The following is a 12,094-nucleotide window of genomic DNA, read 5'->3' as shown; positions in this document are numbered from 1 at the left end:
CAAACGAAACGATTGTCCTAAACGTACTGCCAAATATTTGAAGGAGCTAACCATGTTGAAAATCGTTAAAACCTCTTTGTTTGCTATTACCGCTCTGACTGCTGTAAGCGGCACCGCGTATGCCAATGTTGAAGAAGCCCTGGCTAATATCTGCACCATTGTGAGTGCTGATGACAAGGGCGAATTACGCAAAAAAATGCGTTCTGTGGAGTCGGATTACCGCTTAAAGTTGCGTGACTATTACACGGGTATTTCTTGCAATGGCCAGAGCCTTATCAGAACCGCTATTGAGAATAATGCCGTGGAAGTTGGCACGCTGCTGGTAAAGAAAATGCCGAGCCGTGATTTAAGCGAGCCGGAAAAAGATGGTAAAACACTGCAGGCCTGGATAAACGAAAACGGCCACCAGGATCACGCCGTCGCTAAGGAATTACAGGGCCGCCTATAGGCCTTTACGACACAATTTCATGATTGCCATGTACAAGTTCAACATGGTTGCAGGGAGATAGCAGTCCCCTGCGTTAAGAAGGCGCCGCAAGGCGCCTTTTTTCCTTATTGATATGCTGTGACGAACTGTGATCACGGCGCATTAAACCAACCCTTAACTCCCGCGCAACGGTTACGCTGCTCTGCGATTAGAGCGCGCTTAACAAGCCTGAATAACGATGCTTTATACCTCGTCGACCCAGCAACCAGATAGCCTGGAGCATTTGGTCTTTATTTTACTAACTTCTATGGTATCAATACTTTGCAGACTAAATACGACCAGAAAAAAAGGTATATAACCAAATACCCATGTATCAGCCCTGCTGTTTAATCATTCAGCAGCCCGGTGTGTAATACATCCAACAAAACGAAACAAACAAAACCATTAACTGCTGAAACAAATAGGAAATAACCATGTTGAAATTTGCTAAAACTGCTGCCCTTGTATTAACTGCTTCTTTCGGAATTAACGCGACAGCGACGGCTGGCGTTGAAGACTCACTGGCTAACATCTGTACTATCGTTGCTGCCGATGACAAAGGTGAGCTGCGCAAAAAAATGCGTTCTGTAGAGTCAGATTACCGTTTAAAGCTGCGTGACTACTACGCGGGTATTTCTTGTAACGGCCAGAGCCTGATTAAAACTGCGATTACTAACAACGCGGTAGAAGTAGGCACCCTGCTGGTTAAGAAAATGCCTAGCAGCGACTTAAGCGCGCCAGAAACTGACGGCAAAACGCTGCAAGCCTGGATCAACGAAAACGGTCACCAGGACCACGCTGTAGCACAAGAATTACAGAGCCGCTTATAATCGGACTCGACCCGGATTCATGTTCGCCATGTACTCATTCAACATGGTTGCAGGGACTTAGCAGTTCCCTGCGTTAAGAAGACGCCGCAAGGCGTCTTTTTTCCTTTTGGCTATTTTTAACAGCCCCTGTCACACCGCAAGTCTACTTTATATCAATTACCAGCCTGCTACCAATCACCGTAGTATGACTGTTGCATCTGCCGCTATGCTGACTGCTCACCCACTCTATCATCAACATTGTCATGAATATGATTTAGCCCTTGTAGTATCACCACCCGACTAAATTGTCACGCGTAAACCACAGTCTTTAGCGTGTCGCTCAAAAGTTGAAGTCAACATTTTTTATAATTAAAATCAACAACTTAAAAATAGTATAAATAACCATACCTACGTATCACCTTAGTTGTTCAGTTATTCAACAATACAGTGTTTAATGCGCGCCATCGAGCAATCGAAACACACTTTAGCTCATTACTCTTTTTTGGAATTCAAGCCATGTTAAAATTTACTAAGACCGCTGCTCTGCTGCTAACTGTTACTTTGGGCATCAACACCACTGCTATAGCCGGTGTTGAAGAGTCTCTTGCCAATATTTGTACTATCGTTGCTGCTGACGATAAAGGCGAACTGCGCAAAAAAATGCGTGATATTCAAGCTGACTATTCGTTAAAATTGCGAGACTATTACTCAGGCATCACCTGCAGTGGCCAGAGCCTGATTAAGACAGCAATTACCAATAACGCCATTGAAGTAGGCACATTGTTAGTAAAACAGATGCCAAGCAGTGACTTGGGCGCACCTGAAACAGACGGTAAAACGTTACAAAGCTGGATTGCCGAAAACAGCTTGCAGGACCACCAGGTGTCAAAAGCATTGCTGGCCCGCTTATAAGTACAAACTGATGCTCCCTGTCAGTAGTGAGGGATATCCGGAGAAGGCGCTGAAAAGCGCCTTTTTAGCTCAGACAGCTTAGGCAATCCATTTAATATTCATACTAACACACCGATTGTTATTAATTAACATACCTATGTATGACAGCGGCCATGGTCTGCACCAGCAGTCTGAGGTTAAATAAGACTCACTGGACCCCAAACCAATAATGCGAGTTAACGATGACAACTAAATTAGTTTCAACCGCCCTGCTGATATTATCTGTTGCTGCTGGTCCGGCACTGGCAAAAAACCAAACCGATGGACAAGCAAGAACGCACACTACCATCAAGCTGATTAAAAAACTACGCACCGACAATAGCCGTTTGCCCATTGAACAGTTACTCGGTAAGCATGTTACTCACAGCAGCCAACCCACAAAAAACCTGAAAGCACCGGCTCGCCAGTCGCAAACGATGTGGTTATCTGAAAACGCACGTTAACAGGTGGTGAAACACAAAGTGTTGCAAACGTGTTTCACATTATGATGAAAAGCTAATTGATTTTTACTCTATTAATTAACCGGTCTGTCTATCGTTTAGCGGCAATTGGCACTACACTATGCCTTTTTTGCGACGCATATCCGGATTGTACATGCACACAGACTGCGCCCTGAGTAAGTTTTACTGGCTAAAAAAATCGTTTTTACTTTTCGCTTTATCACTGAGCAGCACCTCTGCACTCAGTCAAACCGCTGTATCCAATGAAACCGCTACACTTAATCAAACCGCTGCCGGCAATAAACTCGAAGTTATCGAAGTTACCGCGCAAAAGCGTACTGAAAACCTGCAGGAAGTGCCGGTAGCCGTTACAGCGCTGACGGGCCAAATGCTTGCAGAAAAAGCCAGTTTTGATTTATTTGACGTCGAACGAAGCGTCCCGACACTCTCAGCCTTTCAAAGCCAAACGGCAACCAATAGTGCTTTTGCGATACGCGGTGTAGGCACATCCTCGCAAAACTTTGGTTTTGAGTCATCAGTAGGTTTATACGTAGACGGCGTTTATCGTGCCCGCCAAAATTCAGTTATCAATGATCTGGTCGATCTTGAATCAGTGCAGATATTACGAGGTCCCCAGGGCAGTTTATTTGGTAAGAACACGCCTTCCGGCGCGGTTGTAATCAACACAATAAAACCAGATTTTGACGGCAGCGGCTTTTTACAGCTCACCGGGGGTAACTTTAATACGCTGAACCTTAGCGGCGCCAAATCGATCACTGTCATCGATGACATTCTGGCCTTTCGGATCAGTGGGTTCAGCTCGCAACGCGACGGTTGGGTGGATGATTTGAGCCACCCTGGCAAACCACTCAACAACCGCGACCGCTCGGGAGTCAGATTACAGGCATTGTATCAGCCGGCAGAAAAGCTATCGGTCAGGGTGATTGCCGATTATGCTGAGCTGGACGAGCGCTGCTGCGCTGCGCTCACCTGGCAGGACAACCTCGAAGCCAATGAGATAGCCGGCAAGTTCGGCACTGATGCAATACTCACCTCACCTTTGCTAAACGGTACCGTTTTTACCCAACAGCAGTTTTATGATTTCACCACTGCACTGAGCACCCCGCCGCGCTCAAAAATGCAGGACAGGGGGTTATCGGCTGAAATTGACTGGGCACTCAGCAACACGCTGTCGCTGGTTTCGCTCACTGCGCTGCGCTATTTCGACAGTTCAGACCAATCTGATACCGACTTTGCCGACGTTGAGTTGCTGTCAACCACCAACGATGCCTCACAACAGGCATTCACCCAGGAACTTCGTTTACATTATAATACTGACGATCTGACCGCCATAGTGGGAGCGTTCTATTTTCACCAGGGGCTGGATTTGGATTTTACCAATCATATCGGCGAGGACTTCCCGGTATTTTTTGCCGCCAGCACGGCACAACTTGCGCCACTGACCCAGGGCCTGGATACGTTAAGTGCGCTGTCAGGCGGTTTAATAGCGCCTACCGCAGCGGCGACCCCCGGCGCAACACAGTTTCCTCATAGTGCAGATCAAACACAGGACAGCTACGCGCTCTTTGCGCAAACCGACTGGCAGTTTGCGCCCCACTTCACGCTCACCACCGGCTTACGCTGGACCACCGAAGATAAAGAACTCACAGGAAATTTTCAGGAAACCGGCCCCGGCTTTAATGGCTTACCGCCGCCTCCGGATCCTCTGGCAGCAGGAGCAGCTCTGGCCAGTATTGGCGCAGCATTGAGCAGTGGACAGATGCCCGACAGTGCCTCACTGGCTGCAATTGCCCCGTTTCAACAGCCTGGCTGGGGATTTTACTTTTTAAACACCGCATCGGTCCTGCCGCGCCCGCCGCTTAACGAGTCGCTGTCAGAAAACAACCTCAGTGGAACCGTTAAGCTCAGCTACCAACCCAATGACAATCAGCTGATATACGCCTCCTGGGCAAACGGCTATAAATCAGGTGGTATCAATACCGACCGTATCAGTAGCGCCTTCGACCCGGTATTTAGGGCTGAAACCTCAACGGCCTGGGAAGTGGGTATCAAACAGGAAGTTCCGCAACACAATCTGCGGGTGAACCTTGCTATACACCATACGGATATCGACGATTTTCAGGCGTCGACCTTTACCGGCACGGGATTTAACCTGCAAAATGCCGGCAGTATCGGCACCAAAGGTCTGGAGCTTGATGTCACCTGGTTTCCGCTGGCCTCTACACAAATAACCTTTAATTACGCGCGCTTACTGGCCAGGTTTGACGACTTCGACAATGGTAGCTGCTGGGTAGCTTATACCTGGCACACCGGGGTTGACGATCCCGGCCGGCAACATCCCGACGACCCGTTTTGCTCCCGCGCCGGAGATCGCATTGGCTTTGAACCCGAAAGCCGGTACACGCTGGGCCTTGAGCATTACCTCGACATAGGCTCTTTACCTACCACTGTGCGTGTAGACTACATGTATACCGGTGATTTGTTTATGGATGACACCAACGATCCGTATAAACATGTCGGCAGTTTTGAACTGGTCAATGCCAGCTGGCTGTGGGAACTGCCACAGTGGGACAGTCAGGTGATTGTATGGAGCAAAAACGTTTTCGACACCCGCTATGTGGCTAAGAATGGCTTTGATGTACCGGTACAAACCGGCAAAATTATGGCCTACCCCGGCATGCCCCGCACTTTTGGCATAACACTCAGAAAACAATTCTGACTGTTCACCTGAATAGACGTTCAACCTCTTCACTTAAAAGGCGGCCTGGCCGCCTTTTTATTGAACGAGATCAAAGTTACTTTTTTACTGTTTCTGTATGCTGTTTGTCATTGAAAAGCCCACTACTCCCGTTGGCTTTTAGTTATTAACAACAGCGATACCAGGCCATGCAAACCACCGACTTTTTTGATCCAGCACTTATCAGTAAATACAATCTTAACGGGCCACGTTATACCTCGTACCCAACCGCGCTTGAATTTAATGACAGTGTCAATGACACCCACCTCATCACTGCTGCCCGAAATAGCCCCAATGATGAGTTGTCGCTGTATGTGCACATCCCCTTTTGCCACAGTTTGTGCTACTACTGTGGCTGCAATAAAATTGTTACCCGTCATGAGGAAAAAGCGGATCGCTACCTGGACTATCTGGCGAAAGAAATAACCCTGCGCGCCGCCGCATTCAGCCATTGTCGCGTTCAACAGTTACATCTGGGTGGCGGTTCACCGAGCTTTTTGAGCGCCGCCCAGCACCAACGGCTTATGACCCTGTTGCGCACGGCATTTCAGTTTGCTGATGAGGCCCAGTGCAGCATCGAGATCGATCCGCGGCGGGTCGACAACACCTACCTGTCAGCCCTGGCAGACATCGGCTACCGCCGTCTGAGTATTGGCGTTCAGGATATTGACTACAAGGTGCAACAAGCCATTAACCGTTTACAAAGCACCCAGCACATTGCCGATTTAATCACTTACGCCCGCTGCGTTGGCTTTGAATCGGTTAACCTCGATCTGATTTACGGCTTGCCACATCAAACTGCCGAGACTTTTAATACTACCCTGGCTGCGGTAAAAGCCATGGATCCAGAGCGCGTGTCGTTATTCAGTTATGCGCACCTGCCAGCGCGTTTTGCCGCCCAGCGCAAAATAAAAGATGCATGGCTGCCCTCTCCGCAAACCAAGCTGACGCTGATGAAAAACGCGATGCAAAGTCTGCAGCAAGTGGGTTATCAGTTAATTGGTATGGACCATTTCGCGAAAGCCAATGATGAACTGGCTGTGGCTCAGCGCGACGGCGTATTACATCGTAACTTTCAGGGTTATACCACACGCGGTGACTTGGATTTACTTGGTATAGGCGTGTCGTCCATATCGGCCGTGCATAATATGTACGGTCAGAACCCTAAAACGCTCAACGAGTATTATGCCGCCATTGATGCGCAAACCAGCCTGACCTGTAAAGGTGTTATGCTCAGCCGTGATGATATGCTACGCCGCGACGTGATCATGCAGTTAATGTGTAACCTGAATCTGGCAATTTGCGATATCGAATCTTTATGGGATATTAACTTTAACGAATACTTTGCCGAGGCCATAGACAGCCTTGGGCCCTTCATCGACGATGCGTTGGTATCGGTCACCAGGCAACATATAAAAGTTGTTCCCAGAGCCAGGTTACTTATTCGCACTATCTGTATGGCCTTTGATGCTTATCTTGGCAAACAAGTGCATCGACAACGCTATTCAAGGGTCATATAGCGCCCCGCATTAGCTGCAGTAACGCCCGCTATAACGAAAAGCGGCTGGCAAAGTGGGCGTGGACTGTGTCACCGCTGTGCAGTCCCATTTGCGCTAAGATGACCGTATCCACTGCCGCAATGAGCTGTTGGTCAGCGCAGAGTAACGACACTTTATGCTGCAGGTCATTGATTGACTCAATCGCGGTTACCCTGCCGGTCAGACAATTCGGCAGACTCAGCGATGTCTCGTCGCCCTGACTCAGCACCACCTGGGAGGCTGGCACCAGCATGGCGATTTGATTGGTATTATCGCGCACGGCGGCATCGCTGCTGTTAACAATCGTTTGCCCCACTTTAAACTGAATCCCCGCATCTCCCTGCGCATAAAAGGGGCCTTTGAGCACACTGGCGAGGGGCAGCGTCTGCTCACCGGGTTTATCTGGTTGTGCCAACGCATGTTGGCCGCCCAGTATGGTGGCGATATCCCCCTGGCTAACCACGCTGCCAGCGCTAATTAATGCCACTTGCTGGCAACAGCGGATCATGTCGTTAATATCGTGACTCACCATAATAACCCGCGCAGAGCCCGACCACTCATAGCGCAACCGCCACTGAATACGCTGCTTTAACGCGCTGTCCATGGCACTGAAACTCTCATCGAGAAGCAGTAATGTAGGGTTAGCCAATAACGCCCTGGCCAGCTTTACCCGTTGTAATTCGCCGCCGGATAACGCCCCGGGCATTTTACTGAGTAGCTGGCGGCATTCACAATTATCAATCGCCCAGTCGGTCTGCGCCGCAGATTGCTGGTTGTGACTGGCCACCAAATGCAAATTTTGGGCAACAGAAATCGCCGGAAACAACGGCGTTTGCGCACTCACCAATACCGATTGCCGGGCATCAGGTAGTACGACCTCACCCCATTGCCCATTGACCTCAGCCGTTCGCTCCAGACCGGCTAACGCCCGCAATAAGGTGGATTTTCCCGCTCCTGAGGGCCCAAACAGGCCCAGCCAGTGGCATTCGGCGGGTAATAACAGGCTCGCCTGCAGCGTAAAAGCCCCTGCTTGCTGGCTTACATGACATTCCATTTAAGCCTCCGTTTGCCCTGCAGCCAGTAAAGTGCAATGAGCAACAACAGCGAAAAGATCAGCAATAGCGCGGCGAGTTGATGGGCGCTGGCGTAGTTGAGCGACTCGACATGATCAAATAAGGCAATGGACACCACCCGGGTTTCACCGGGAATATTGCCACCAATCATTAACACCACGCCAAACTCGCCAATGGTGTGGGCAAAACTGAGGCCTGCTGCAATTAATAAACTGGGTTTAATGGCCGGCAGAACTACCACCTTTAACCGGGTAAACCAGGGCAAGTGAAGCATTTTGGCGGTTTGCAGATAATGCGGGTGAAGCTGGGAAAACCCTGCATACAGCGGCTGCACCGCAAAAGGTAATGAGTAAATAACCGAGCCGAGAACCAGTGCTTCAAAGGTAAACGCCAACCGTTCGCCGGTAAGAGTAAGCCACCAGCCCCCAATTACACTGTTGGGTGCAAAGGCCAGCAGCAGGTAAAATCCCAGTACAGTAGGCGGTAAGACTAAAGGAAGCGCCACGATGGCCTGCACGACAGACTTAAAATGGCTGTTCCAGCGGCTCAGCCCCCAGCTCACCGGCACCGCCAGCAGCATCAACAACAGCGTCGACAACCCGGCAAGTTTTAGGGTGAGAAAGACGGCAGTGGTATCCACGATTATAAACCGCCCCGACTGGTGATATCCGTAACCGCCCGGTAGCCCATCGCAGTCAGTTGCTGTTGCACCGCCTCGCTGCGTAAATACCGGGCGAGTGAACGCGCCGCTTCGGCCTGCGCTACCTGATTGGAAGCGACGACGGCCATCTGCTGCACAACCGGTTCGTATAGCGCAGGCACCGGTTTGCAGTCCAGTTGATAGGTAATGCATTGCGAGCCGGCAATCAGGGCAACATCCACGTTACCGGTTTGCCAGAACTGCAGAGTTTGTTGCACGTTATTGCCGCGGATCAGGCGCGATTGTAACGCCGACCATATGCCCAACGCCTCCAAAAGCTCTTGCGCCGCGCGGCCATAGGGCGCTAACCCGGGATCGGCGATGGCAATGCGCACGGTATCGGTCAGCAATGCCGCATCAGTCAGCCCTGTTACATTACCCACCAGGGCCAACTGACCAATGGTATAGGTAGTAACAGCGTCGGCGGATATTTTGCCGCTGTTTACCAGCGCCCGGGGCCGCATACTGTCGGCCGACAAAAACACATCATAGGGTGCACCATGCTGAATTTGTGCGTAAAGTGCGCCGCTTGACCCGGCTGTTACGCGGGTATTAATGCCACTTGCCTGCTCAAAAGCGGGTAATAAAACCTGTAAGGGGCCAGCAAAATTAGCCGCTACCGCAATGCTCAGCGGTGGTTTAACCGCGCCATCAGGGGCTTCTACCGGCTGCTGCGCCGCATTTTGTACAGCGGGCGTCAGTGACATCGCCACCCCGGACGGTTCAGCGGTGGCTATTCCCCACCACAAGTTTCCTAAGCACACGGCTACCCAAAAGCGTTGAAGCAGAGTCAATGCTAGGCCCCGGGTTCGTCAGTTTCTTGCAACCAGCGCATGGCGGCCTGACTGTCAGTGGTTTTCGCCGCCACCCATTCGGCTTCGCCATTGGCCCATTCTTTTTTCCAGATAGGTACCGATTGTTTGAGCATATCCATCAGGTAACTGGCTGCATTAAACGCGTCGTTGCGATGCGCAGCACAGGTACCTACCCACACGATCTGAGCATGATTCGCCAGCCGCCCAACCCGGTGCACAATGCCTGCGTTAGTGAGCGCAAAGCGTTGCTGCGCCTGCTTCAGTAACTGCTGCAGCGCCGCCTCGGTCATTCCAGGGTAGTATTCCAGCTCTATCCCCTCAATGTGGCCCTGGGCATTGTAGTCGCGGACACGGCCGGTAAAGGTCACCACAGCACCTGACTGACTGGCCCTATCGGTTTCACACAGCCGGTCATACAAAGCCTGCTGGCTAAAATCGTCCGGGCCTACCTCAACAAACATCATCAGCCTCCGGTGACCGGCGGAAAAAAGGCAATTTCATCGTCGTTGCTGACAGGGGTTGTGCCCTCACACAAGGTTTGATTGCGGGCGCACAGCACATTGGTTTGCAGCGCTTGCTGCCAGTGTGCACCGCGCGCCATTAACTGCTCGCGCAAGCCGTCAATGGTGGCCGGCACCGGCACGTCACAGTCCAGCTCATCAACCCCGGTCAGCTCCCGGATCTGGGCAAAAAATTTAACTTTCATCACCACTCCTGCTATTCATTGCGGTGCCAGTGACCGGTTTTACCGCCCTGTTTTTGCAGTACCCGAATATGACTCATGGTCATGGCCGGATCCACGGCCTTACACATATCAAACAGGGTTAGCAACGCGACGTTAACCCCGGTAAGGGCTTCCATTTCGACCCCTGTCTGGCCGTTTAATTTACACCGGCAACGGGTAATAATCTGCGACTTAGCGGTATCAATGGTAAATTCTATGTCGACCTTACTGAGCGCCAGCGGATGACAAAGCGGGATAAGGTTAGCGCATTGTTTGGCCCCCTGTATGCCCGCAATACGCGCTACCGCCAGTACATCGCCCTTGGCAGCGGTATTGTTTTGCACCTGTTCAAGCGCCTCGGCAGATAAACTTAAAATGCCTTCTGCCACCGCCTCCCGTGTGGTAACGGCCTTGTCGCTGACGTCCACCATATTGGCTTCACCATGCTGATTAACGTGTGACAGCGCCATCTAGTGAGACCCTTTCAGGTGACCAACAAAATTACACGGTTTAAAGGTTGAATCGAGCTGCGACTGAATAATCCCCTGCCAGGCAGTTTTACAGGCACCGGTTGAGCCCGGTAAACAAAATATCACCGTGGCATTGGCAAAACCTGCCAGTGCCCGCGACTGAATCGTCGAGGTACCAATTTCCTGGTAACTTAAATGGCGAAACAGCTCACCAAAACCATCCACGGTCTTATCGAATAATACGCTCAGGGCTTCGGGCGTTGAATCGCGGCCGGTAAAGCCGGTACCACCGGTCACCAGTATGGCTTCGACATCAGGATCGGCAATCCAGGCCGACACAATCGCGCGCTGCTGATATATATCGTCGGCCACCAGTTGGCGATCGGCAAGGATGTGGCCGGCTTGTTCTATCGCATCGGCGAGATACTGACCGGAGGTATCGGTGTCCAGTGTGCGGGTGTCAGACACGGTAAGAATGGCAATAGCCAGGGATTCAGAGGCAGTAGTCATCATGCTCCTTAAAAATCTGCTGCGACGAGACTGTCGAATTGGTACATTATGCGTTGAATCGCAATAGGATCAAAGCGCTAACTATGCCAGATACCTTAAGTTATGCTCAAGCCGTGACCTTTAACCGGCATATTGTTTTACCCCGGGTCGACCTCGCCGGCCAGGAGGCGCTGCTTAACGCCCGCGTACTCGTGATTGGCATGGGCGGTTTAGGCTGCCCGGCAGCGCAGTTATTATGCAGCAGTGGTGTGGGGGATTTAACCCTGGTTGACGATGACACCGTTGAGCGCTCTAACCTGCCCCGCCAGATCCTGTTCAGCGCCGGGCAAACCGGCCAGTTCAAGGTGCACGCCGCGCGCGACCGTCTGCATCAGCTCAACCCGGATTGTTGCATTAACACCATTAATGAGCGGCTTGATGACGACGCCCTGGCAACCCTGGTCAAACGCCACGATATCGTGCTCGACTGCACCGACAACAGCGCCAGCCGCCAGCAAATAAACCGTGTTTGTTACAGCCAGGGAAAGCCCTTAGTCAGCGGCGCGGCCATTCGCTTTGAGGGGCAGCTACTGGTGATCGACCCGGCCAGCCACAGCCCCTGTTACCAGTGCGTAAGCCGCCTTATAACCGAGCAGCCCCTGAGCTGCGTTGAGGCCGGTATTTTTGCTCCTGTGGTGGCTACCATTGGTATTCAGCAGGCGCATATTGCCCTGCTCATGCTGATGGGAACGTCGGTATTAACGCCCGGCGAATTGTTAACCTACGATGGCCAAACGCTTAACTGGCAACGCTTTAGCGTACCCTCCGATCCCTTTTGTGACGTTTGCAGCAACCAATAAT

The 12,094-nt window shown here is 51.3% G+C and carries 14 protein-coding genes; 7 read left to right on the top strand and 7 right to left on the bottom strand.

The window, feature by feature from the left end; translation table 11 throughout:
- The first annotated feature begins 52 nt into the window (after nucleotides 1–52).
- The 6 genes from OIK42_RS08190 (at nucleotide 53) to hemN (ending at nucleotide 6,944) form a co-directional block, all read left to right on the top strand.
- Nucleotides 53–448, top strand: a complete 396-nt coding sequence (locus OIK42_RS08190; protein WP_273639655.1) for a DUF3718 domain-containing protein — start codon at nucleotides 53–55, stop codon at nucleotides 446–448.
- A gap of 452 nt (nucleotides 449–900) precedes the next feature.
- Nucleotides 901–1,296: a DUF3718 domain-containing protein gene (locus OIK42_RS08185; RefSeq protein WP_273639654.1), complete on the top strand. Its 396-nt coding sequence runs from the start codon at nucleotides 901–903 to the stop codon at nucleotides 1,294–1,296.
- A 495-nt stretch (nucleotides 1,297–1,791) separates the two neighbouring features.
- On the top strand, nucleotides 1,792–2,187 hold the full coding sequence (locus OIK42_RS08180) for a DUF3718 domain-containing protein (protein ID WP_273639653.1): 396 nt from the start codon (nucleotides 1,792–1,794) through the stop codon (nucleotides 2,185–2,187).
- 221 nt (nucleotides 2,188–2,408) lie between these two features.
- The gene (locus OIK42_RS08175) at nucleotides 2,409–2,669 is read left to right on the top strand and encodes a hypothetical protein (protein WP_273639652.1); all 261 of its coding nucleotides are present in this window, start codon (nucleotides 2,409–2,411) and stop codon (nucleotides 2,667–2,669) included.
- Between the two features lie 151 nt (nucleotides 2,670–2,820).
- A complete protein-coding gene (locus OIK42_RS08170) occupies nucleotides 2,821–5,406 on the top strand; it encodes a TonB-dependent receptor (protein WP_273639651.1) in 2,586 nt (861 codons plus the stop codon).
- 167 nt (nucleotides 5,407–5,573) lie between these two features.
- Complete coding sequence (gene hemN, locus OIK42_RS08165; RefSeq protein ID WP_273639649.1) at nucleotides 5,574–6,944, top strand: oxygen-independent coproporphyrinogen III oxidase; 1,371 nt, start codon at nucleotides 5,574–5,576, stop codon at nucleotides 6,942–6,944.
- A 28-nt stretch (nucleotides 6,945–6,972) separates the two neighbouring features.
- Here the strand turns inward: hemN and OIK42_RS08160 are convergent, their stop codons facing one another.
- Genes OIK42_RS08160 through moaB form a run of 7 tightly spaced genes read right to left on the bottom strand, consistent with a single transcriptional unit; the run spans nucleotide 6,973 to nucleotide 11,257 of the window.
- Nucleotides 6,973–8,016 carry an ATP-binding cassette domain-containing protein gene (locus tag OIK42_RS08160; RefSeq protein WP_273639648.1) on the bottom strand — a complete coding sequence of 348 codons (1,044 nt, stop codon included), beginning with the start codon at nucleotides 8,014–8,016 and terminating at the stop codon, nucleotides 6,973–6,975.
- Complete coding sequence (gene modB, locus OIK42_RS08155) at nucleotides 8,001–8,675, bottom strand: molybdate ABC transporter permease subunit (protein ID WP_374211846.1); 675 nt, start codon at nucleotides 8,673–8,675, stop codon at nucleotides 8,001–8,003. Before modB ends, OIK42_RS08160 begins: the two co-directional genes overlap by 16 nt.
- Nucleotides 8,676–8,677: 2 nt before the next feature.
- On the bottom strand, nucleotides 8,678–9,529 hold the full coding sequence (modA, locus tag OIK42_RS08150) for a molybdate ABC transporter substrate-binding protein (protein ID WP_273639647.1): 852 nt from the start codon (nucleotides 9,527–9,529) through the stop codon (nucleotides 8,678–8,680).
- A gap of 2 nt (nucleotides 9,530–9,531) precedes the next feature.
- Entirely contained in the window at nucleotides 9,532–10,014 is a 483-nt protein-coding gene (locus OIK42_RS08145; protein WP_309568757.1) for a molybdenum cofactor biosynthesis protein MoaE, read from the bottom strand.
- On the bottom strand, nucleotides 10,014–10,256 hold the full coding sequence (gene moaD / locus OIK42_RS08140) for a molybdopterin converting factor subunit 1 (protein WP_273639646.1): 243 nt from the start codon (nucleotides 10,254–10,256) through the stop codon (nucleotides 10,014–10,016). The genes OIK42_RS08145 and moaD overlap by 1 nt, the downstream gene beginning before the upstream one ends.
- A gap of 11 nt (nucleotides 10,257–10,267) precedes the next feature.
- Nucleotides 10,268–10,744 carry a cyclic pyranopterin monophosphate synthase MoaC gene (gene moaC / locus OIK42_RS08135; RefSeq protein ID WP_273639645.1) on the bottom strand — a complete coding sequence of 159 codons (477 nt, stop codon included), beginning with the start codon at nucleotides 10,742–10,744 and terminating at the stop codon, nucleotides 10,268–10,270.
- Nucleotides 10,745–11,257: a molybdenum cofactor biosynthesis protein B gene (moaB, locus tag OIK42_RS08130; RefSeq protein WP_374211845.1), complete on the bottom strand. Its 513-nt coding sequence runs from the start codon at nucleotides 11,255–11,257 to the stop codon at nucleotides 10,745–10,747.
- An 80-nt stretch (nucleotides 11,258–11,337) separates the two neighbouring features.
- Between moaB and moeB the strand changes: the two genes are divergently transcribed.
- On the top strand, nucleotides 11,338–12,093 hold the full coding sequence (gene moeB, locus OIK42_RS08125; RefSeq protein WP_273639644.1) for a molybdopterin-synthase adenylyltransferase MoeB: 756 nt from the start codon (nucleotides 11,338–11,340) through the stop codon (nucleotides 12,091–12,093).
- Nucleotide 12,094 lies beyond the last annotated feature (1 nt).

It is taken from the genome of Alteromonas gilva (assembly GCF_028595265.1).
Lineage (GTDB): Bacteria > Pseudomonadota > Gammaproteobacteria > Enterobacterales > Alteromonadaceae > Alteromonas > Alteromonas gilva.
This window is presented reverse-complemented; position numbering and strand designations above follow the sequence as displayed.

Bases quoted from the DNA above. Each gene is read 5' to 3' on its own strand.
- OIK42_RS08190 (WP_273639655.1), top strand. From the start codon at position 53: ATGTTGAAAATCGTTAAAACCTCTTTGTTTGCTATTACCGCTCTGACT.
- OIK42_RS08185 (WP_273639654.1), top strand. From the start codon at position 901: ATGTTGAAATTTGCTAAAACTGCTGCCCTTGTATTAACTGCTTCTTTC.
- OIK42_RS08180 (WP_273639653.1), top strand. From the start codon at position 1,792: ATGTTAAAATTTACTAAGACCGCTGCTCTGCTGCTAACTGTTACTTTG.
- OIK42_RS08175 (WP_273639652.1), top strand. From the start codon at position 2,409: ATGACAACTAAATTAGTTTCAACCGCCCTGCTGATATTATCTGTTGCT.
- OIK42_RS08170 (WP_273639651.1), top strand. From the start codon at position 2,821: ATGCACACAGACTGCGCCCTGAGTAAGTTTTACTGGCTAAAAAAATCG.
- hemN (WP_273639649.1), top strand. From the start codon at position 5,574: ATGCAAACCACCGACTTTTTTGATCCAGCACTTATCAGTAAATACAAT.
- OIK42_RS08160 (WP_273639648.1), bottom strand. From the start codon at position 8,016: ATGGAATGTCATGTAAGCCAGCAAGCAGGGGCTTTTACGCTGCAGGCG.
- OIK42_RS08145 (WP_309568757.1), bottom strand. From the start codon at position 10,014: ATGATGTTTGTTGAGGTAGGCCCGGACGATTTTAGCCAGCAGGCTTTG.
- moaD (WP_273639646.1), bottom strand. From the start codon at position 10,256: ATGAAAGTTAAATTTTTTGCCCAGATCCGGGAGCTGACCGGGGTTGAT.
- moaC (WP_273639645.1), bottom strand. From the start codon at position 10,744: ATGGCGCTGTCACACGTTAATCAGCATGGTGAAGCCAATATGGTGGAC.
- moaB (WP_374211845.1), bottom strand. From the start codon at position 11,257: ATGATGACTACTGCCTCTGAATCCCTGGCTATTGCCATTCTTACCGTG.
- moeB (WP_273639644.1), top strand. From the start codon at position 11,338: ATGCCAGATACCTTAAGTTATGCTCAAGCCGTGACCTTTAACCGGCAT.